The sequence below is a fragment of the Salipiger sp. 1_MG-2023 genome (genome assembly GCF_030547555.1).
Classification (GTDB): Bacteria; Pseudomonadota; Alphaproteobacteria; order Rhodobacterales; family Rhodobacteraceae; genus Salipiger.
The window spans coordinates 1-19,828 of the sequence record NZ_JAUOQN010000025.1 but is presented as its reverse complement, the minus strand read 5'-3'; the positions used below and the strand labels follow the sequence as shown (position 1 = coordinate 19,828).

The following is a 19,828-nucleotide window of genomic DNA, read 5'->3' as shown; positions in this document are numbered from 1 at the left end:
CGTCAGCCCCACAGTCTTTCGCGCCGCGCATCGTCTTCGCGGGCCTCTTGGCGCGCCGCGTCAAGCTGGGCGTCACCGCCCGCGCTGCGCTCGGCCCGCGCTGCCGCCACCAGCGAGCGGAACAGGCGTCGATGCGCCCGCCGGTAGACAAGATGTTCCGGGTGCCACTGCACCCCAAGCGCAAACGGATCGGACATCCGCTCGATTGCCTGCACCATGCCGCCTTCGTCGCGGGCCGCCACGCGCAGCCCCTGCCCCAGAACATCCACCGCCTGCGAATGCAGCGCGTTGACGTAGATGCACGATGCCTTGGCCGAGCGCGATAGCAACGATTCGCCCTCGATCAGTACCCGTTTGCGCGGCAGCACGGTGCGCACATAACGGCTGCCCTGATAGACCTCGTAGGCATCCTGATGCAGCGTGCCGCCCAGCACCACGTTCAGCATCTGCGAGCCTCGGCAGATCCCGAGGATCGGCAGGCCACGATCAAACGCCCCGCGCAGCACCGATTGTTCCAACGCATCGCGGGCCGGGTCCAGCCGGACGTCAACGCGCAGCTCTCCGCCATATAAGGTGGGCGCAATATCGTCGCCGCCGCCGATCACCACGCCATCCACCGCGTCAAGATCGACGGTGCGATACCCGGCCTGCCAGCGCAGCGCCCGCCCACCTGCAAGCCAGATCGCCAGCTTCATCAGTGGAAACACCCGCCAGCCGGATTTGCGCGACACGGTCACCCCGATCAGTGGCCGTGACGTCACAGGCCCGCCTCGCGCAGCATCCGTGCCACCGTTCCGGCCCAGTCATGGCGCAGAGAGGTCAGCGAGGCACGATGATCGCGCCAAGCCGCGCGCAACCGGCGCAGCAGGCTGGTGTCGGCGGCCACCTGTTCGACCAGCACCCAGCGGTTCCATTCGCGCGCCAGCGACCAGTCGCCCTCGTCGATGCGGCAATCCGGCAGGCGCCAGTGATAGGTCGGGCGCTTGCCGATCTGTTCCATGTCCATCGCCTGCGCCACGCGCGCCTTGTCGATCATGGTGAACAGCGGCAGCATGTCGAGCCCGTGATTGCGCGACGGCGACAGTTCGAGATAGGTCTCGATCAGCTCGTGCATATGCTTGGGCGCGCGGTGCGAGGCCAGCTTGTCGATCAGCGCCCGTGGGTACGGATCGACCCATGGCAGCAAGCGGCGCGACAGGTCGATCCCAGCCACCCGGCGGATGTGATCTTCGATCAGCGCATAAGACGTGAGCACCGGCGCGATATCCCCAAATGTCAGCGACACCGCTTCGGGGTTGAAATGCACGCCAAAGCCCAGCAGCACGCCGCTGCTGGTCCCGGTTGCCCCCGCCTCGGCCAAGGCCAGCAAGGCACGGTCAAGATCGGCGATCTGCTCGACATCGATCGGGGCGCTGACGATCTCGACCGGCACCACCGATCGCGCCGCGTCGCGCAGCTGGCGTGTCAGCATATTGTCGTCGAGCTTGTTGAGCGGACGGCTGTCGAGATAGACCTCGAAATCGCCAAGCGCCGTGCCCTGCGCTTCCCAGCGGCCTCGGTGTTCCTGCCGTGGCGTGCCGCCCAGAACCTCGCACAGGATCTGCGCCACGCGATCCTCATCGAGACCCGAAAATTCGACCTCGATCCCGACCTTGCGCCGGACGCCATCGGCGTTCAGCGGGCTTGGCAAGGCCTTCAGGGCCGGTGGTTCAGAAGTTCGGGACATCGGGCACCCGTGTCGGAGTGGTTTCGTCATGTTCAAACGCTTTGAGCTGAAAGCGCACGCGCACCACGAAAAGACCGTCTTCGTGCCCCTCCTCCAGCGCCCCGCCGATCTGGGTCGCGAAGGCATGGATCAAACGCGTCCCCAGCCCCGTCGGTTCCCCTGCAACCTTTTCGGGCTGGGGCGTGCCTTCGGGCAGCGTGGTATTGGCGATTTCCAGCACGGCGCGCCCGCTGCCGTCGCGGCTGAAACGCACCAGCACGCGGGCGTGCTCTGCCCCCTGCTCCGGTGCGCCATATTTCAGCGCATTGGTCAGCGCCTCGGCGGTCAGCAGCGACAGGGGCACTGCCTGATCCGGCACCGCCTCGATCTGTTGCAACTCGGTGTCGACACTCACCGGCGCGCCGTTGATCTCGGCCAGCTGGGTCATCTGCTCGACCAGATCCGCCAGCAGCGTGCCAGCATCGACATGGCCCAGATCCTCGGTCTGATAGAGATTGCGGTGGATCGTCGCCAGACTGCGGATGCGGTCCTGCAAACGCTGCAACACAAAGCGCGTCTCGGGCTCGCGCGAGCCGCGGATCTGCATGTTCATGATCGATGAGATCAGCTGAAGGTTGTTCTTGACCCGGTGGTGCACTTCCTTGAGCAGGATGGTCTTTTCCCGCAGGGCGTTTTCCTGCTGGGCCTCGTCGCGCAGGATTGCATCGGCCATGTCGAGGAAATCATCCTCCATGTCGGCCAGTTCCGATGGCATCTCGCGGCTGGCGCGGGTTTCGGGCACGCGGCGGGTGCGGGCGAAGATGCGCATCCGACGCGAGAGCACCTTGATGTGCCGGATCACCAGCCGGTTCACCGCAAGGAAGGCCACGATCACCGATGCGCCCCACATCAGCAGCGGCAGCGCGCGGGCAAAGCCGCTGACGGAAATCGCCTGCGCCTCGTCGTTGTCCTGACTCCAGATGCCGATGGCGCTGACCATGCCGGGCACCAGCGGCGCGGCGGCATAGACCCGCGTCGCGCCGTCCTGACTGCGCGCCGCAAAGCTCTGCGGTTTGGCGCCGATGAGGCTGGCAAGGTCGAGATCCGCCGGAAGCAGCCCTTCGACCTGATTGACCCCGCGGCGCGACGACAGGATATGGCCCTTCGCATTGATGGTGACAATGTCGACATAAGGGGGCGCGATGCCGTCCGCATCAGCGGCAAGCGGCAGCAAGGCCGACGGCACCGACAGCAGCACATGTCCGGCCAGTTCGTCTTCGACATAGAAAGGCTCGGCCACGACGATCACCGAGCGCTGGCTGATCGGCCCGTTCCGGTTCAGCCACGCTGCGGCGCCGGGATTTTCCATAAGCTCTTGCAGGCGCGGGAAATCCGCCAGATCCAGCGCGGTGCCGATCGAGGTGCAAGGAATGCGGCCATCGACGGTCAGCAAGCCGGCAAAGGAATATCCCGGCGAGGCGGCAAGATAGGATGCAAGCCGGCTTGAGCAGGTTTCGGCGTTATCCGCGCCATTCGGGCCGAACAGATCAAGCCCAAGCGTCGCGCCAAGCGCCTGCGCTCCGCCCTGCGCGCGCAGCACGGTTTCGCGCTCGTCCAGCGCCGCAGCCTCGGTCAGCGCCACCAGCGACAGTTGCGAGCGCAGCCGCGTTTCCTCCTGCAGCTTCGTGGTCTGAAACCATGCGACAACCCCGATCGGCACAAGCGCAAGCGTCAGGAACAGGATCATCCGCGCTGCGAGGCCAAGCGGACGCATGCGCGGCACAGTATCGGTCATCTTCACCTGCCCGTAATTTTCTGCCGATCCCGGATGCTTCGGGCACGGTCGTCGTAATCCATATGTTGCGCCAAATCTTGCGGCGCCTGTGCTTTGCCCTGCTTCGGTGCGTGCGAAGCAGGGGGCGGCTATCGTGCCGTCGGTCGTGATCCCGACACAACGGCCATGGTCGCCTGATCCGTCATCTCGAGCTTGTCGTGATCGTCAAGCTGGAGCAACTCTGCAAGTCGCGCACGGGCCCTGTTGACCCGGCTCTTGATGGTGCCCACCGCAACGCCGCAGGTCTCGGCGGCTTCTTCATACGAAAACCCCTGCGCGCCAACAAGGATAAGCGCTTCGCGCTGTTCATCGGTCAGTTTCACAAAGGCACGGCGGAAGTCGGCCAGTTGCAGACGCCCGTCATGCGCAGGCTTTTCCGACAGGCTCTCGGTAAAGATCCCCTCGGCGTCCGACACTTCGCGCCCCGCCTTGCGGCGGTTCGAATAATAGGTGTTGCGCAAGATGGTAAACAGCCAGGCGCGCATGTTGGTGCCGGGCTCGAAACTGGCAATCTTCGACCACGCCTTGACCAGCGTGTCTTGCACCATGTCATCTGCCACCGCGCCGTTGCGCGTCAACGACAGCGCAAAGGCGCGCAGGGCCGGAAGATGCTGTACGATCTCGTCACGGGGATCAGCACTCATTTGGCTGTGTCCTCGCTCGGCGCATCGTCCAGCGATTTCAATTGTGCAATCAGATCGAGGAAACGGTCAGGCACCTTCTCATCAAGCATGTCCTGGTAGACGCGCTTCAGGTTTTCGTCGATGACCTCGGATCCATTGTCTTTGCTCCGCTTATGACCCATTTCGTTCCTTGCTCTTTTTTCCGCTGCGATCTGGCACTATTTTGACCTCATGCGGGAACAAATGCACCATGGGAGCGTTTGGTTCCCGAAAAAATCGAAAAAGGATTGAGACATGGCAACGGGTGACCTGAGTCAGGCCATTGGGACAGCGCTTCCTTATCTTCGTCGGTACGCGCGGGCGCTGACTGGCAGCCAAAGCACCGGCGACAACTACGCGGCCGCCACGCTGGAGGCGATCCTCGCCGACCGCAGCGCTGCCTCCGAAGCGTCCTCACCAAAGGTCGGGATGTTCAAGGTTTTCCACGGCATATGGGTCAGCACCGGGGCGCCGGTGGTGGATGAGAACGAGGCCGCCGCCGCCAAGGCGCAGGCGCGTCTGTCAAAGCTGACCACCAACAGCCGCGAAGCGCTGCTGCTGCATTCGATCGAGGAATTCGAGCTGCCCGAAGTGGGCGAAATCATGCAGATCGACACTGCCGAAGCCGAACAGCTGGTGACGCTTGCCCGTCAGGAAATGGCCGATGCCGTGACCGGGCGCGTGCTGATCATCGAGGACGAGGCGATCATCGCCATGGACCTTGAAAGCATCGTCTCCGAACTGGGCCACAAGGTGACCGGCGTTGCCCGCACCCGCGCCGCCGCGGTCGAGCTTGCGGCCAAGGAAACCCCCGATCTTGTTCTCGCCGACATTCAGCTGGCAGACAATTCCTCGGGCATCGACGCGGTGAACGACATCCTCAAGGCGCTTGGCGACCGTCCGGTGATCTTCATCACCGCCTTCCCCGAACGGCTGCTGACCGGCGAGCGCCCGGAACCGGCCTTCCTGATCTCCAAGCCCTATTCCGAAGATCAGGTCCGCTCGGCGGTCAGTCAGGCGATGTTCTTCTCGTCAACCGAGACGCTGAGGGCCTGAGCCAGACGACGCGACAGCGCCGCGCCTCCGAAAGGAGTCGCGGCGTTTGCCTGCGCAAGACCGCAGGCCCGGCCTATTGGCTGGCAATGTTCTCTGGCGGCGGATCGTCGGCCAGTTCATCGGACGAGGTCAGCATGTCGGTCAGCACCAGCCCGGCAAGGGCGAGCAGAACTGCGAACACGATGCCCGCCACTCGATCAAGGCGGCTTAGGTCGCTGATCGTGGCGTTTTCCGTGGAAAACTGGTCGCTTGGCGCCCTTTCGGGCGTCACGGTGTTGGCCTGGCAGGGCATGGCACCATGGGGGAGGTCTTGGGTATTCGGGGACATCTGGCAGCTCGATGCTGGACTGTGAAGACAGGTACTTGGCGCAACACGGATGTGATGCGCCTTTCCGATGCTATTGTCTTTCAGAATTTTGAAGAGAGACACAACATGCGCAGCATTCTGCCCATGCTGAACGAAATATGCCACATCCGGGCCGGAAACCCCGCCTGCCGGAGGCGCCGATGCGCCCCCGGCGGCCGCCGCGCTGGCCTGTTTTCCCGTGAGTGGCTGCCGATCTTTCGGCGGGGACGTCGCGGCGGGGTGTGTCATTACTCGGTGGGTGCGGTCACGGGCGGAGCATCGGGCACGACGCTGTTGTCGGCCGGTGCCATAGCAGGCGGCGCGCCGCCGGCGTCATCGTCGCCAAGGCTGCCGATGCCGATGGCAAGCCCTGCCACCACAAGGGCGGCCACGATCCAGCCGACCACCCCACCCCGACCCTTGCGGGCTTCGGGCGGGCGGGCGGGCGTGTCATTTTCGACCTGTGCGCGATAGGCATCGGAAACGTTCTTGCGTTCATCGAAATAGGCCATGTCGTTTCTCCTCTTGTCAGGTTGGTCTTGGATGTGCCGGCTGTGTCCGGCGCTTGTACAAAGCTAACCACGAAGGACGCCGTCGGTATCCCTGTATCGCCGCTGGCCACCGTGCCCGGCGAGCGCCCGCCCAAATCGCCCTGCCGGATGGGCGCCGCTCCGCCGCGCCGCGATGCGGCATGGGCGGAACCGGCGAAACCTTGCGCAAACCACCGCCATCAAGCGCCCTTTCCGCCGATGGCGCGGGCACTGGACCAATCTTTGCGCCGCGCCTATAACGCCGCCCATGATGGGCCGTACCGAGATCCTCATTCGAATTACCTGCCCGGCGCTCTGATCACACGAGCCGCCGGGACAAGGCGTATGCAAGCCGCGCGCCGCACACACCCAATCGCAGACTTCCAGACCCCGGGACCGCAAATCATGTGCGCCGACACCACCGACACCACCGCCGTGCCTGACTACAAAGACACGCTGAACCTGCCGAAAACCGACTTTCCGATGCGCGCCGGCCTGCCCAAGCGCGAGCCGGAATGGCTTGCCCGCTGGGAGAAGCTCGGCATCTACGACCGCCTGCGCGAAAAAGCCGCCGGGCGCACGCCGTTCACCCTGCACGACGGCCCGCCCTATGCGAATGGCCACCTGCATATCGGCCACGCGCTGAACAAGACGATCAAGGACATGATCGTGCGCTCCCACCAGATGATGGGGCACGAGGCGCGCTATGTTCCGGGCTGGGATTGCCACGGTCTTCCCATCGAATGGAAGATCGAAGAGCAGTACCGCAAGAAGGGCAAGAACAAGGACGACGTTCCGGTTGTCGATTTCCGGCAGGAATGCCGCAAGTTCGCCGAGGGCTGGATCGACATCCAGCGCGAGGAGTTCAAGCGCCTTGGCATCACCGGTAACTGGGCCGATCCTTATCTGACGATGAACTTCCACGCCGAGCGCGTCATCGCCGAGGAATTCATGAAATTCCTGATGACCGGCACGTTGTATCAGGGATCGAAACCCGTGATGTGGTCGCCGGTCGAAAAGACCGCGCTGGCCGAGGCCGAGATCGAATACCACGACCACCAGTCGCACACGATCTGGGTGCCATTCAGCGCCGTCGGTGGCACTGGTGATCTAGCCTCTGCCCGCGTGGTGATCTGGACCACCACCCCCTGGACCATCCCGTCCAACAAGGCCGTCGCCTACAACCCCAAGGTCGCTTACGGCCTTTATGAGGTCACCGGCACGCCCGAGGAAAGCTGGGTCTCGGTGGGGGACAAATACCTTCTCGCCGACACGCTGGCCGCTGACACCTTTGCCAAGGCCCGCCTCGAAGACAGCATGTGGACCCGCGTGCGCGACGTCGCAGCCAGCGAGTTCGAGGGCATGATGCTCAAGCATCCCTTCCACGGGATCGACGGCGCAGACGGCTTCTGGGATTACGACGTGCCGATGATCGACGGCGATCATGTCACCGACGACGCGGGCACCGGCTTTGTGCACACCGCGCCCAGCCACGGCGCCGATGACTACGAGTGCTTCGTCAAGCGCAACTGGATCGACCGGATGACCCACAACGTTGGCGAGGAGTCCGAATTCCTGCCGCATGTGCCGTTCTTTGCCGGGCTTCAGGTGTTCGACCGCAAGGGCAAGGAAGGCAAGGCCAACCCCGCCGTCATCAACAAGCTGGTCGAGGCGGGCGGCATCATCGCGCGTGGGCGGGTGAAACATTCCTACCCGCATTCGTGGCGCTCCAAGGCGCCGGTGATCTTCCGCAACACGCCGCAATGGTTCGCCAGCATCGACCGCGCCGTGGGCGACGGGCAGGATCAATACGGCACCACCATCCGCGAACGCGCGCTGCATTCCATCGACAATCTGGTAAAGTTCACACCGCAGACCGGGCGCAACCGGCTGTATTCGATGATCGAAACCCGTCCCGACTGGGTGCTGTCGCGCCAGCGGGCGTGGGGCGTGCCGCTCACCTGTTTCGTCAAGAAAGACACCCTGCCCACCGACCCCAATTTCCTGCTGCGCGATGCGTCGGTCAACGCCCGCATCGCCGAGGCGTTCGAGGCCGAAGGCGCGGATGCGTGGTACAAGGACGGTGCCAAGGAACGGTTCATCGGTGATGCCGCCAACCCCGACGACTACGATCAGGTGTTCGACGTGCTGGATGTGTGGTTCGATTCCGGTTCGACCCACGCCTTTGTGCTGCGCGACCGGCCCGACGGCACGGCGGACGGCATCGCCGATGTCTATATGGAAGGCACCGACCAGCATCGCGGCTGGTTCCATTCCTCGATGCTTCAGGGCTGCGGCACCATGGGCCGCGCGCCCTATCGCAACGTGGTGACGCATGGCTTCACGCTGGACGAGAAGGGCAACAAGATGTCCAAATCGCTCGGCAACACCATCGCCCCCGAGGACGTGGTAAAGCAATACGGCGCCGACATCCTGCGCCTGTGGGTGGCGCAGGCCGATTACACCGCCGATCAGCGCATCGGGCCGGAAATCCTCAAGGGCACCGCCGACGGTTACCGCCGCCTGCGCAACACCCTGCGCTTCATGCTGGGCGCGCTGGGGCATTTCACCGAAGCCGACCGGGTGGATGCGAAAGACATGCCCGAGCTGGAACAATGGGTGCTGCACCGGCTTGCCGAGCTCGACACGCAGGTGCGCGAGGGCTACCGCAGCTTCGACTTCCAAAAGGTGTTCAGCGCGGTGTTCCACTTCTGCACCATCGACCTGTCGGCGGTGTATTTCGACATCCGCAAGGACGCGCTCTATTGCGATGGCGACACCGCGCGCCGCCGCGCCGCGCGTACGGTGATGGACCTGCTGTTCCACCGCCTTGTCACATGGCTTGCCCCGGTGCTGCCCTTCACCATGGAAGACGTCTGGCTCGACCGCTTCCCCGGCGATGACAGCTCGGTGCATCTGCAGGACTTCCCCGAAACGCCGGGCGACTGGCTGAACCCGGCGCTGGCCGACAAATGGACCAAGGTGCGCGCCGCCCGCCGCGTCGTCACCGCCGCGCTGGAAATCCAGCGCACGGACAAGGTCATCGGCGCCTCTCTCGAGGCGGCGCCGGTGGTGCATGTCGAGGATGCCGCGATGCTCGAGGCGCTCAAATCGGGTGCCTTCGAGGATCTGTGCATCACCTCGGCCATCACCCTGACCGCCGATCCCGCCCCGGCCGAGGCATTCCGCATGGCGGAAGTTCCCGGCGTCGGTGTGGTGTTCGAAAAAGCGACCGGCCAGAAATGCCAGCGCTGCTGGAAGATCCTGCCGGATGTGGGGTGCCACACGCACCCCGCGACCTGTGCACGCTGCGACGACGCCCTAAGCTGATCGCCCAACAAACATGCAGCCGCGGCGAAGATTTGCCGCGGTTGCCCCGATTTGCACCGTTGACGCGCAAAAGAGCTTGCCGACGTGCCCCCGGCCAAGGCAAAATCAATGCTATCCGGCAACGGCGCCGGACACCCACCTTTGGGAAAATGAGCAAGGCTGCTCGATCCGTCGCCAAACCGCGACGTGTCGGCGGCTTTTTTTGTGTTTGGACCCCTGCATCGGAGCCATGATCATGACTCGCAAGATTGGCCATATCGCCCTTGTCGGCGCCGGACCCGGCGCGCTCGATCTGCTGACCCTGCGCGCCCATAGCCGCCTCAAGGATGCGGATGTGGTGTTGTACGACCGCCTTGTCGATCCAGCGATCGTCGATCTGGCCCGGACCGGGGCCGAGCGGATTTATGTCGGAAAGGAGGTCGGGCGCTGCGCATGGCCGCAGGGGCGCATCGACCGGCTGATCGTTGCCAAGGCGAAACTGGGCCTGCGCGTGGTGCGGCTGAAATCCGGAGACCCGTCGGTGTTCGGGCGCGCCTGCGAAGAGATCGCCGCCGCCCGCGCGGCCGGGATCGAGGTCGAGATCGTCCCCGGCGTCACCGCCGCCTCGGCCGCTGCCGCCTCGATCGCCACGCCGCTGACCGAACGCGGCGAGACCGACAGCCTTATCCTGACCACCGGCACCGCCCGCCCCGGCGATGCTGCGCCCGACCGCGCGCGGCTGGCCTATCCGGGCACCTCGATGGCGTTCTACATGGCGGTGCAGCGCGCGGCCGAGGTGCAGGCCGATCTGCTGGCCGCCGGGGCCCCCGCCGCCTGCCCCGTCGACATCGTCGAGCGCGCCAGCACGCCAAGCGAGCGGCATGTGCAGACCACGCTGGGCCAGATGTCGCAGAGCATCGCGGAACAGGGCGTGCAGAATCCGGCGATCCTGTTCATCCGCTACCCCAAGTCGCTGGCGGCCGCCCTGTCGGGCACGGCGCGCATCATCGCCGCCTGACAGCGCAACCATTGGCAGCAGCGCGCAGCGCAGGGTTGATTTGCGCCGCGCTACAGCCGATCTTTTTGGCAGCCATTGCCTGCGGAGGCCCCAATGTCGCTGTTCGCCGATCTGCTGTCCACCGTCTTTGAACGCCGCGCCCTGATCGGGCCGATCCTGCGGCGCGACCCGCGCAGCACCGAGGCGCTGGTCAGAGACCTTGCCGCCGCCACCTCGGAAACCGCGCAACTGTGGCTTGCAACGCGCATCCTGCAGCGCTTTGCCGAAATGGACGACGCCGCGAAGCTGGGGTTTTTCCACCACCTCGCCGAGGCCTACACGCTGGACATCCCTGCCCTGCGCGCTGCACTGGACGGGTTCGAATCCGATCCCTCGGGCCGCAGCTACCGCGCCGTCACCGCCGCCTGCGAGCCGCCCCGGATGGAGCTGATGCGCCGCTTCAACGCCGTGCCCGGCGCCACCGAAATGCTGGTGCGGATGCGCGCCGACCTGCTGCGGCTGGGCGCGGGCGATGCGACGCTTCAGCAACTGGATGTCGATATGCGCCACCTGCTGCGCAGCTGGTTCAACCGCGGCTTTCTGGTGCTGCGCCCGATCAGCTGGGAAAGCCCGGCGCATATCCTTGAAAAGATCATCGCCTACGAGGCGGTCCACGCCATTCACAGCTGGTCCGACCTGCGCCGCCGCCTGCAACCGACCGACCGGCGCTGTTTCGCGTTTTTCCACCCCGCGATGCCCGACGAGCCGCTGATCTTTGTCGAGGTGGCGCTGACCAAGGGCATTCCCGGCTCGATCCAGCGGCTATTGGCCGAAGACCGCGCCCCGATGCCGCCCGAAGACGCCGATACCGCGGTGTTCTATTCGATCTCGAATTGTCAGCCGGGGCTGGCGGGGATCTCGTTCGGCAATTCGCTGATCAAGCAGGTGGTCGGCGATATCAGCGCCGCTCTGCCCGGGCTGAAGACCTTTGTCACGCTCTCTCCGATCCCGGGGCTGATGCGCTGGCTCGCCGCGCAATCCATCGCCTGCGATGCGCAGGATGACAGGGTTATGGCAATGCTCGCCGCGCATTACCTGCTGCACGCCAAACGCCCCGACGGCCAACCGGTCGATCCGGTCGCGCGCTTTCACCTTGGCAACGGCGCGCGGATTCAGGCGGTGCACCCGGGCGCGGATCTGTCGGAAAACGGGCTGAGGCAATCCGGCGGGGTGATGGTCAACTACCTTTACGATTTGTCCAAATTCGAGAAATACCACGACGCTTACGCCGAAACCCGCGAGGTCAAGGCGGCGCAACCGGTGCGCGCGCAGGCGGCGGGGTTCGAAAAGCGCATCGTGGCCTGATATGCGCCTTACGCAAGGCTTTTGCGATAAGATATGCGTTTTAGGAATACCCGTTCTGCTGGTCCCATCGACATCTGGTCGCCGCTGGGCATAACTGCGTAAATACTGCGCAGCATATGAGCGCAGTCCGGCCTTGACACGACAGAATATGTCGCAAGGCCGTAGCCCGGAGGAGCCATGACCCTGCACGCCCGCATCCAGAACCCCGACTTCCGCAGCAAGATCATGAGCGCCGAAGACGCCGCTGCACTGATCCACAATGGCATGACCGTCGGCATGAGCGGCTTTACCGGCTCGGGCTATCCCAAATCGGTGCCCACCGCGCTGGCCGCGCGGATCGAGGCTGCCCATGCCGCTGGCGATCCCTTCCGGGTCAAGGTCTGGACGGGGGCCTCGACCGGGCCGGAACTGGACGGCGCGCTGGCCAAGGCAGACGGCATCGAACTGCGCCTGCCCTATAACTCAGACCCGATCGCCCGCGAAAAGATCAACTCTGGCGAGATGAACTATTTCGACATGCATCTAAGCCAGGTCGCGCCGATGGCGTGGCAGGGCTTTCTTGGCCCGCTCGACGTGGCGGTTGTCGAGATCTCCGGCATCACCGCCGAGGGCGCGCTGATCCCATCCTCGTCAATCGGCAATAACAAGACGTGGCTCGACCGGGCCGACAAGGTGATCCTTGAACTCAACCGCTGGCAATCTGGCGCGCTGAACGGGATGCACGACATCTACTACGGCACGGCGTTGCCGCCGCACCGGGTGCCGATCCCGCTGATCCGTCCTGATGATCGCATCGGCCAGCCGCATTTCATGGTTGATCCGGCCAAGGTGGTCGCCGTGGTCGAAACCGATGCGCCCGACCGCAATCTGCCCTTCGCCAAGCCCGACGCGGTGGCCAATGCCATCGCCGGCCACCTGCTGGAGTTCTTCGCCCACGAGGTCGCACAAGGCCGTCTGCCCGCCAATCTGCTGCCGCTGCAATCGGGCGTGGGCAATGTGACCAACGCCGTGCTCTCGGGGCTGATGGACGCCCCTTACCACGACATGACCGCCTATACCGAGGTCATTCAGGACGGCATGCTCGACCTGCTGGATGCGGGCAAGCTGCGCATGGCCTCTGCCACGGCGTTTTCGCTCTCGCCCGACGCGGCAGAGCGGTTCAACAATGACGCCGCGCGCTATGCCAGCAAGCTGATCCTGCGCCCGCAAGAGATCTCCAACCATCCCGAACTGGTGCGCCGTCTGGGCTGCATCGCGATGAACGGGCTGATCGAGGCCGACATCTACGGCAACGTCAATTCAACCCAGGTCATGGGCTCGCGCATCCAGAATGGCATCGGCGGCTCGGGGGATTTCGCCCGCAACGCCTATGTGTCGATCTTCATGACGCCGTCGATTGCCAAGGGCGGCAATATCTCGGCCATCGTGCCGCAGGCGTCGCATGTGGATCACATCGCGCAGGACGTGCATGTGATCGTCACCGAACAGGGGCTGGCCGATCTGCGCGGCCTTGCGCCCAAGCAGCGCACGCAGCTGATCATCGAGCGCTGCGCCCACCCCGAGTACCGCGATGCGCTCCATGATTATTACGCCCGCGCGCTGAGCGGCAGCTTTGGCAAACACGCGCCCTCGCTGCCGGGCGAGGCGCTGAGCTGGCACCAGCGCTTCATCGACACTGGTACGATGCGTTAAAGCGCACCCTTGGTCGAGGGGATCGCATCAAGCTTGCGCGGGTCGGGTTCCACCGCCTCGCGCAAGGCGCGGGCGACGGCTTTGAACGTCGCCTCGACGATGTGGTGGGAATTGAACCCGTGCAGCATGTCGATGTGCAGCGTGATGCCGCCATGGGTCGACAGCGCCTGAAAGAATTCCCGCGCCAGCTCGGTGTCGAAGGTGCCGATCTTCTGGGTTGGAATCTCGACGTTCCAGATGAAGAACGGCCGCGCCGACAGATCGAGCGCGCAGCGAATTTGCGCATCATCCATCGCCAGCAGACAGGCGCCATAGCGCCGGATGCCACGCTTGTCGCCAAGCGCGCGGCTCAGCGCCTGTCCCAGCGCGATGCCGGTATCCTCGACCGTATGGTGATCGTCGATGTGGGTATCGCCCTTGGCGCGCACCGTCATATCGATCAGCGAATGCCGCGACAGCTGGTCGAGCATGTGATCGAAAAACCCGACCCCGGTCTGCATGTCATACGCGCCCGAGCCGTCAAGATCGACGCTGACCTCGATCTCGGTCTCGGCGGTGTTGCGGGCGATGCTGGCCTTGCGCATGTCGGGTCTCCTGATCTGTCGCGCCCCTGTGTCGGCGCGCCGCCTGATTTGCGCCCGCTTATAGGCGCGCGCCCTGCCCCCGCCAAGGACATCTTGCCGGGGCCAGCGCCCCGTGCCAGTTTGCCCGCAAAGGAGATTGCCATGACCACCTGCGTTTTCGTCCAGATCCGCTGCACCCCGGGCACGCCCTATCAGGTCGCCGAACAGATCGCGCTCAAGGAACTCCATTCCGAGCTGTATTCCACGTCGGGAGACTGGGATCTGCTGGTCAAGCTGTACATCCCTGGGGGTCAGGACATCGGCCATTTCATCAACGAAGAGCTGGTGTCCGGCGTGCCGGGCATCGAGCGCACGCTGACCACGCTGACCTTCAAGGCGTTCTAATCGGGCTTTCTGATCGCCTCGCGCGCGGCCTCCAGCCCGGCCTGAAACCCCTCGGCATCGCCATAATCGAGAAACTGGGGATAGCGCGCATGCGGCGCGCGTACCCGCGCGGCGTGCTTGATCGGGCACCAGAACGCCTCGGTCCGCGAGGCGATCTCGGTCACATAGGACAGCAGCCCGTTGCAATAGCCGCAGAACATGCAGTTCAGTTTCTGCACGGCATTCAGATAGGCAAGATGCTGGCGGTCGATGCGGATGTGATCGCCCCGGCGCACCCGCGGGATGCCGTAGGCGCGAAAGCACACCGCCTGATAGACCGTCACGAAGGCATCGAGCAGCACGAAGGGCACGATCAGCGCATAAATGAACGGCGCGGTGAGGATATGCCAGAGCGGCGCGCGGACCAGAAAGGTCGCAAGCCCGATGCGGGCGTCCCGCTGGACGCGGCGGGCCTCGGCCTCGAAGCGCACGCGGCCCTTGTCCAGCCGGTAGCGAAACGCCTCGCGGCGCTGCGCGATCTCGTTTTCAAGCTCGTCGTAGAGCGCATCGATATGTGCGAGGATCTGGTCGATGCGCGTGGTCATGGCGGTCTCCGTCTTGCGCGGTCACGATAGCCGCGCAAGGCACCTCGCTCAATACGGGCGTTCCGGTCAGACCGCGCCTTCTGCGATCGGCGGCGCCTTTGCGGCGTCCGGTCCGCTCATTGAGCGACAGACCTCCTCGATTTCGGACAGGGCTGTCAGCCCGTTGAGGCACATCTCGGTCATGTCGTGATGATCGGGGCGCCATGGGCCGGCATCCTCTTGCAGCGTCGCAGTCGAGACCCGACCGAACAGCCGTTGCAGAACCGCCTCCATCTCGGGGGCAAGGCCGCTGCCTAGGCGGCGGATCCGCTCTTCGAGGTCGGCGCGCCGAGCGATGCTTTCGCTGCGCCTGACGCGGATCAGCCGGCGTTCGAACGAGGTCGCCACCGCCTTGAGGATGGCATCGAGCCCCAGCTCTTCCTTGACAAGATAATCGTCACAGCCGCTGCGCATCGCCTCGATCACCACGTCGTGGTGATCGACGCTGGTGACCATGATCGCAATCGCAGCGCGCTGCCGTGGGTGCGCGCGCAGCGCCGCAAGCGCCTCCTGCCCACTGTCGATTCCAAGCCGGTAATCGAGAAAGGCGATGTCAAAGCGGCGCGTGTCCATCGCCGCCCTCATCTTCGACAGGCTCTCTGCCTCGTGGAAGTCAAATCCCAGACCGGCCTTTCGGCACATCCTGATAAGCCGGAACCGGTCGGCGTCGTCATCATCCACGATCAGGGCCTGAGGAACGCCGTGTTCCTCCCCCTGGCACCCGTATTCGGCAATCTGCATCGCTCTTGCGGTCTCCTCGTGTCACGCGCTTCACGATCAAAGCCTAGACCGGGGCGCGTGAAAACAAGCTTAACGCGGGAACAGCCCGCGAGCACCCATCGCAACAATCGGGGCGGGCTTGATCGGTCTGCGCCCAAACAGGCTGCACGGCGCCCACCACGGCACTGCACAACACACGCCAATTATCGGCATGAGCGCAGCCCGTCGGCCAAAGGTGCAAGTGCGATGGCACAGCCCGACAACCCCTAAAAACACAGTACAAGGGCGGCGCGTGATGGTGTCGCAGGGCCTTGGCGCCCGCGAGGGTCATCCCCATGTAAATAAAACAGGGAGGAAGAGACCATGATCAAGCTCATGACACAGATGGGTGCCACACCGATGGAGGTCAGGCTTTCGGGCAAGATCACCGACGACGACTACGAAGACGTGCTGACCCCCGCGCTGGACGCCGCGATCGAGGCCAATGACAGGGTGCGCATACTGGCCATCATCGCCGATGATTTCGAGGGCTACGAGTTTGACGCGATGCTCGAGGACGCGCGGCTCGGGCTGCGCCACTGGAACGGGTTCGACCGCGTGGCGATGGTCTGCGGCCTGCGCAGCATCAATATGCTCGTGCGGGGGTTTTCGGCGCTTTACCCCTGCCCGGTTGCGATCTTCGCCCCCGGCGAGGAAGACGACGCCCGCCGCTGGCTGCGCGAATCTCTTGGTGCGCTGCATCAGGAGGATCTGGGCGACGGCGTGCTCAAGGTCTCGCTGCTGGGCAAGCTCGACGCTGCGGCCTATGACGGCGAGGCAGAGGATATGAACGCCTTCATCCGCCGCAACGACCGTTTCCGCCTGCTGCTCGACCTGCGCGATTTCGATGGCTGGCAGGGTCTTGCGGCGCTGGACGCCCATCTGGGGATGATCCGCGATCATCGCCAGCTTATCGACCGGGCGGCGATCGTCGCCGATGCCGCCTGGATGCGGCTCGCCGCCCGGGTCGGGCGCAGACTGCTGGGGATCGACGCCCAAGTCTATCCGTCCGATGCGTTCGAGACCGCGAAGGCGGATCTTCTGGCCTGATCCTCTTCGGTCCGGCTTGCAGGGTCAGCGGATCTGTAAGGGCACGCTCGGCGACTGGCCTAGCATCGGCCCAGTTAGGCGCGCGGCGTTGTTGTGCCTCGCCCCAACCACGCCGCGCGCGAAGCAATGTCGCAGAGATTGCACGGGGCAGGCGCTCCGGGCGTAGGGTCGGCGGCGCGGAAGCCCGGGGCGCTGCGATCAGGCGAGTCTGCGCATCGAGACGCTGGCCGCCGAAAACGGATTGGTATTCATTCCCTGCCCCAACACCCTGCGAGTCCCCGACCGGTGGCGCTGCTGGCGCAGGCCCGGACCGTGCTTTTTTTGGGGGGTCTGCTGGTAGACTTGCAGGATCAGGCTTGGGCCTATCTGCGCCCCTGCCCCTGCAGGCAGAGCCGCCGTTCCAAAGCCTGCCTGAGATTCGCGGATATTGGCGGGGCTCCAGCAGGGCGCGCGCCTGCTGCGATGACTCGTGTGTGGCGAAGGAATTTTTCGGATGCCCGGAGCAATCATCCTGGGAATAGACGTGAGCTCGCAGATCTGTGATGGGCAACAAACGTCCGCCTGCGGGCTGTGATTGCGGGCGATGCGCCCGGTTGACGGTCAGGATGCCTCCGGCGGGGATATTTGGGGCCAGAAGAAACGCAGGGCGCGGCGCGACAGGCGGGGCCAGCGTCCTGTGCTACGTGAAGATCGCCGCCGCGCGACCAGCCGCCAAAGGCATACCCTCAGCGCACCGTTCAGAAGATCGCTTGAAGCGAGGCCCAGCACCAGCGAGCCGAGGGACTCGTAGCAGTTTTGCACATAACCCAGAACGCCGCAGGCAGCGCGGTGTGCATGGGAGCGGTGGCTGAGCGCAGAGGCGGGGAGGCCGGGGCACTACGGCTGGGTCTCGCACAGCGCTCGTACAAAATGGCAAGCCATGATCGCGCAGCACCTGCCCCAGCAGGTTCGACGCCAGCAGCGGCATATCCAGCCCCGGCACTGCCTCGGCGCAGACCGTCAGCCCAAGTTGCAACATCATGGCGCGGGTCTTGACGGGTGTTTCGAACGGGGTGAAAGGCGCAGCTTGCGCAATGGGGCGCAGTGCCGGCGCGCGGGCACGATCACGCAGCCCTCAGGGCGCGCGCGGGGCCGGGACAATCGCCGCGCGCCAGCCCTGCCATCGATTGGCTGCCCCGAGGAAGGCTTCGCCACAAACCCTGCGGGTGCCTCAGGCCTCGACCACCGGCCCTCTAAGCCCGCGCACATCCCCAACCGATCGACAATGTCAGCCACCGCGCCGAGTTCAGGGCTTGCGCAGTAGAGTGGTCATGCTCTGTCCGACTGGTTTGTGGATCAGCCAAGTGTCATCCGGACAGCTAGCATACCGCTTGTCCGGTCTGTCTCGCGTCAAGGCTCGCGTCGTCGGGCGCAGGGTGTTGAAGCGCGCCATTCGGCCGCTCAGCCTTGCCAAATCCGGTCCGGTTGATGAGACGCCCGGCCTGCAGACCGCCCCGCAAGACATGCAGGGAAACAGTCTGCTGCTTGCGCGTTCGGCACAGTCGGTTGATGATTGAGAGTATCGATATATCATCCGCGCGCATCTCTTGTCGGCGGGGATTTGCCAGCAGATCACTGCGCCCGCGCCGGACTGCAGGCAATGCCGCAACACGCGTGGCGGCTCTGGTGGATGATTTACGACGTCCGGAGCAAACTGGGTGAGATCGGGGCCGGGTCTTGGTCGATCGCCTGCGCCTATGATCCCCAGCAGATGTCGTTTCCAATGTCGCCCCCATTTCCCGACAAGAATGCGGAGATCTGCCGGTTGCAAGGGAACGGGTGTTTCGCAACGTTTCGGATGATTTCGCTTGTCAGCTTAGCCTCTGGGCATCCCCGCCGCCCTGCCATGCCGTGACGCCCGGCTTGCCTTGAACCGTCTGCATTGCCGGGGCAGGATCGGAACGGCGCGATCCTTGCGGATCGTCGCGCTGACTCTTGGGAAATTCCATCTAGCGGCCAGCGTCCCGCTTAATGCGAGCAGCTCTTTGAAATGTCGAAAGGCATGGCGCGGATGATCAGACCAGGAGTTTCCGCGCCGAATGTGGCATCCGCTAGCTATGCTGATGCTTGCCCGCACCAAGGCTCGCGAGGGCAAGGGGCATCTTCGGGGACATCAGCATACCCTCTGGGCGGCGGCGCGCCGTGCCTGAAACGTGGCAATCGCGCCCCACGCTATCACATGACGGTCATGGTGCTGCGCCTGATCATGCACGCCAAGCAGGTCCGTCGACGTGGCTCTGACGGACCCAGCTGGCAGATCACGCGACAGGACGTTTCAGACCGACCCGCATCAAACCGACCAGTATCAAACCGGCTCGTAGAAACTGCGCAACAGCCGCAACCCGCCGGTCGGCACGCGAAAGTTGACACGATCCCAGAAGGCATCCGAGCCGAGATCGGCAAAGCCTTCGATCCCCGACAGCGCCGCCTCGTCGACATTGCGAAAGCCCATCGACCAGTCGGGAAAGGTCCGCTCGGGGGCCGTGCCTTCTTCGATCACCACGATGGAATGGTGCCGCCGGTCCGACGAGATCCGCTGCCAGACCGCATCCAGCGCCGGGCGCGGGCCTTCGAGCAATTGCATGAACGTGCCACGCCCGGCCTCGGGCACGAAGCGATAGATCAGCATGCCCGTGATGCCCTCCTGCAGGTTGCGCAGACGGCTGTAAGACAGCAGCGCCGATAGATCCTCTGCGTCCGGCGGCACCGCCGCCTGACTCGCGTAGACGAGATACTCCATGTCCTGCCTCTCCTCCCAATGTTGCAGGCCAGTCTTGCCGGCCGATTGTTACCGGCAACGCCGCCCCTGTCACGATATCCTGCTGAGCAGTTCGCCGAGGGATGCTTTTGCGTCGCCGTAGAACATGCGTGTGTTGTCTTTGTAGAACAGCGG

At 64.5% G+C, this 19,828-nt stretch carries 18 protein-coding genes; 7 read left to right on the top strand and 11 right to left on the bottom strand.

Going from position 1 to position 19,828, the window contains the following annotated elements:
- Positions 1–2 precede the first annotated feature (2 nt).
- The 5 genes from Q4543_RS13185 to Q4543_RS13165 form a co-directional block, all read right to left on the bottom strand.
- Entirely contained in the window at positions 3–761 is a 759-nt protein-coding gene (locus Q4543_RS13185) for a gamma-glutamyl-gamma-aminobutyrate hydrolase family protein (protein ID WP_303438950.1), read from the bottom strand.
- Positions 758–1,726 (bottom strand): amidoligase family protein, encoded by a 969-nt coding sequence (locus Q4543_RS13180; RefSeq protein WP_303438948.1) that lies wholly within the window; start codon positions 1,724–1,726, stop codon positions 758–760. The genes Q4543_RS13185 and Q4543_RS13180 overlap by 4 nt, the downstream gene beginning before the upstream one ends.
- Complete coding sequence (locus Q4543_RS13175) at positions 1,710–3,500, bottom strand: sensor histidine kinase (protein WP_303438946.1); 1,791 nt, start codon at positions 3,498–3,500, stop codon at positions 1,710–1,712. The genes Q4543_RS13180 and Q4543_RS13175 overlap by 17 nt, the downstream gene beginning before the upstream one ends.
- Before the next feature lie 128 nt (positions 3,501–3,628).
- Positions 3,629–4,183 carry an RNA polymerase sigma factor gene (locus Q4543_RS13170; RefSeq protein WP_303438944.1) on the bottom strand — a complete coding sequence of 185 codons (555 nt, stop codon included), beginning with the start codon at positions 4,181–4,183 and terminating at the stop codon, positions 3,629–3,631.
- Positions 4,180–4,344, bottom strand: a complete 165-nt coding sequence (locus tag Q4543_RS13165) for a NepR family anti-sigma factor (RefSeq protein ID WP_216005441.1) — start codon at positions 4,342–4,344, stop codon at positions 4,180–4,182. Before Q4543_RS13165 ends, Q4543_RS13170 begins: the two co-directional genes overlap by 4 nt.
- Before the next feature lie 112 nt (positions 4,345–4,456).
- On the opposite strand from Q4543_RS13165, the gene Q4543_RS13160 reads away from it, so the two are divergent.
- On the top strand, positions 4,457–5,257 hold the full coding sequence (locus Q4543_RS13160) for a response regulator (RefSeq protein WP_216005440.1): 801 nt from the start codon (positions 4,457–4,459) through the stop codon (positions 5,255–5,257).
- 73 nt (positions 5,258–5,330) lie between these two features.
- Here Q4543_RS13160 and Q4543_RS13155 read toward each other — a convergent pair whose 3' ends face one another.
- Positions 5,331–5,528, bottom strand: coding sequence for a hypothetical protein (locus Q4543_RS13155; protein ID WP_303438941.1), 198 nt, complete (start codon positions 5,526–5,528; stop codon positions 5,331–5,333).
- A gap of 323 nt (positions 5,529–5,851) precedes the next feature.
- Complete coding sequence (locus tag Q4543_RS13150; protein ID WP_216005438.1) at positions 5,852–6,115, bottom strand: hypothetical protein; 264 nt, start codon at positions 6,113–6,115, stop codon at positions 5,852–5,854.
- Between the two features lie 423 nt (positions 6,116–6,538).
- On the opposite strand from Q4543_RS13150, the gene ileS reads away from it, so the two are divergent.
- The 4 genes from ileS (at position 6,539) to Q4543_RS13130 (ending at position 13,496) form a co-directional block, all read left to right on the top strand.
- Positions 6,539–9,463: an isoleucine--tRNA ligase gene (gene ileS, locus Q4543_RS13145; protein ID WP_303438939.1), complete on the top strand. Its 2,925-nt coding sequence runs from the start codon at positions 6,539–6,541 to the stop codon at positions 9,461–9,463.
- 235 nt (positions 9,464–9,698) lie between these two features.
- Positions 9,699–10,460 carry a uroporphyrinogen-III C-methyltransferase gene (gene cobA / locus Q4543_RS13140; protein ID WP_303438936.1) on the top strand — a complete coding sequence of 254 codons (762 nt, stop codon included), beginning with the start codon at positions 9,699–9,701 and terminating at the stop codon, positions 10,458–10,460.
- Between the two features lie 93 nt (positions 10,461–10,553).
- Positions 10,554–11,804 (top strand): malonyl-CoA decarboxylase, encoded by a 1,251-nt coding sequence (locus Q4543_RS13135; protein ID WP_303438934.1) that lies wholly within the window; start codon positions 10,554–10,556, stop codon positions 11,802–11,804.
- 177 nt (positions 11,805–11,981) lie between these two features.
- On the top strand, positions 11,982–13,496 hold the full coding sequence (locus Q4543_RS13130) for an acetyl-CoA hydrolase/transferase family protein (RefSeq protein WP_303438932.1): 1,515 nt from the start codon (positions 11,982–11,984) through the stop codon (positions 13,494–13,496).
- Here the strand turns inward: Q4543_RS13130 and hisB are convergent.
- Positions 13,493–14,080, bottom strand: coding sequence for an imidazoleglycerol-phosphate dehydratase HisB (gene hisB / locus Q4543_RS13125; RefSeq protein ID WP_216005433.1), 588 nt, complete (start codon positions 14,078–14,080; stop codon positions 13,493–13,495). The genes Q4543_RS13130 and hisB overlap by 4 nt on opposite strands.
- 141 nt (positions 14,081–14,221) lie before the next feature.
- Here hisB and Q4543_RS13120 point away from each other — a divergent pair, with 141 nt between their 5' ends.
- Positions 14,222–14,464 carry an Lrp/AsnC family transcriptional regulator gene (locus tag Q4543_RS13120; RefSeq protein ID WP_303438926.1) on the top strand — a complete coding sequence of 81 codons (243 nt, stop codon included), beginning with the start codon at positions 14,222–14,224 and terminating at the stop codon, positions 14,462–14,464.
- Here the strand turns inward: Q4543_RS13120 and Q4543_RS13115 are convergent.
- Both Q4543_RS13115 and Q4543_RS13110 read right to left on the bottom strand, forming a co-directional pair.
- Positions 14,461–15,048 carry a hypothetical protein gene (locus tag Q4543_RS13115; protein ID WP_303438924.1) on the bottom strand — a complete coding sequence of 196 codons (588 nt, stop codon included), beginning with the start codon at positions 15,046–15,048 and terminating at the stop codon, positions 14,461–14,463. The two genes, Q4543_RS13120 and Q4543_RS13115, sit on opposite strands and share 4 nt — an antisense overlap.
- A gap of 66 nt (positions 15,049–15,114) precedes the next feature.
- Positions 15,115–15,828, bottom strand: a complete 714-nt coding sequence (locus tag Q4543_RS13110) for a response regulator (RefSeq protein WP_303438922.1) — start codon at positions 15,826–15,828, stop codon at positions 15,115–15,117.
- Between the two features lie 342 nt (positions 15,829–16,170).
- Here Q4543_RS13110 and Q4543_RS13105 point away from each other — a divergent pair, with 342 nt between their 5' ends.
- Positions 16,171–16,896, top strand: coding sequence for an STAS/SEC14 domain-containing protein (locus Q4543_RS13105; protein ID WP_303438920.1), 726 nt, complete (start codon positions 16,171–16,173; stop codon positions 16,894–16,896).
- A gap of 2,344 nt (positions 16,897–19,240) precedes the next feature.
- Here the strand turns inward: Q4543_RS13105 and Q4543_RS13100 are convergent.
- Positions 19,241–19,675, bottom strand: a complete 435-nt coding sequence (locus tag Q4543_RS13100; RefSeq protein WP_303438918.1) for a BLUF domain-containing protein — start codon at positions 19,673–19,675, stop codon at positions 19,241–19,243.
- Between the last annotated feature and the right edge of the window lie 153 nt (positions 19,676–19,828).

Coding starts and splice junctions, on each gene's coding strand:
- Q4543_RS13180 (WP_303438948.1), bottom strand. CDS start 1,726: ATGTCCCGAACTTCTGAACCACCGGCCCTGAAGGCCTTGCCAAGCCCG.
- Q4543_RS13175 (WP_303438946.1), bottom strand. CDS start 3,500: ATGACCGATACTGTGCCGCGCATGCGTCCGCTTGGCCTCGCAGCGCGG.
- Q4543_RS13170 (WP_303438944.1), bottom strand. CDS start 4,183: ATGAGTGCTGATCCCCGTGACGAGATCGTACAGCATCTTCCGGCCCTG.
- Q4543_RS13165 (WP_216005441.1), bottom strand. CDS start 4,344: ATGGGTCATAAGCGGAGCAAAGACAATGGATCCGAGGTCATCGACGAA.
- Q4543_RS13160 (WP_216005440.1), top strand. CDS start 4,457: ATGGCAACGGGTGACCTGAGTCAGGCCATTGGGACAGCGCTTCCTTAT.
- Q4543_RS13150 (WP_216005438.1), bottom strand. CDS start 6,115: ATGGCCTATTTCGATGAACGCAAGAACGTTTCCGATGCCTATCGCGCA.
- ileS (WP_303438939.1), top strand. CDS start 6,539: ATGTGCGCCGACACCACCGACACCACCGCCGTGCCTGACTACAAAGAC.
- cobA (WP_303438936.1), top strand. CDS start 9,699: ATGACTCGCAAGATTGGCCATATCGCCCTTGTCGGCGCCGGACCCGGC.
- Q4543_RS13135 (WP_303438934.1), top strand. CDS start 10,554: ATGTCGCTGTTCGCCGATCTGCTGTCCACCGTCTTTGAACGCCGCGCC.
- Q4543_RS13130 (WP_303438932.1), top strand. CDS start 11,982: ATGACCCTGCACGCCCGCATCCAGAACCCCGACTTCCGCAGCAAGATC.
- hisB (WP_216005433.1), bottom strand. CDS start 14,080: ATGCGCAAGGCCAGCATCGCCCGCAACACCGCCGAGACCGAGATCGAG.
- Q4543_RS13120 (WP_303438926.1), top strand. CDS start 14,222: ATGACCACCTGCGTTTTCGTCCAGATCCGCTGCACCCCGGGCACGCCC.
- Q4543_RS13115 (WP_303438924.1), bottom strand. CDS start 15,048: ATGACCACGCGCATCGACCAGATCCTCGCACATATCGATGCGCTCTAC.
- Q4543_RS13110 (WP_303438922.1), bottom strand. CDS start 15,828: ATGCAGATTGCCGAATACGGGTGCCAGGGGGAGGAACACGGCGTTCCT.
- Q4543_RS13105 (WP_303438920.1), top strand. CDS start 16,171: ATGATCAAGCTCATGACACAGATGGGTGCCACACCGATGGAGGTCAGG.
- Q4543_RS13100 (WP_303438918.1), bottom strand. CDS start 19,675: ATGGAGTATCTCGTCTACGCGAGTCAGGCGGCGGTGCCGCCGGACGCA.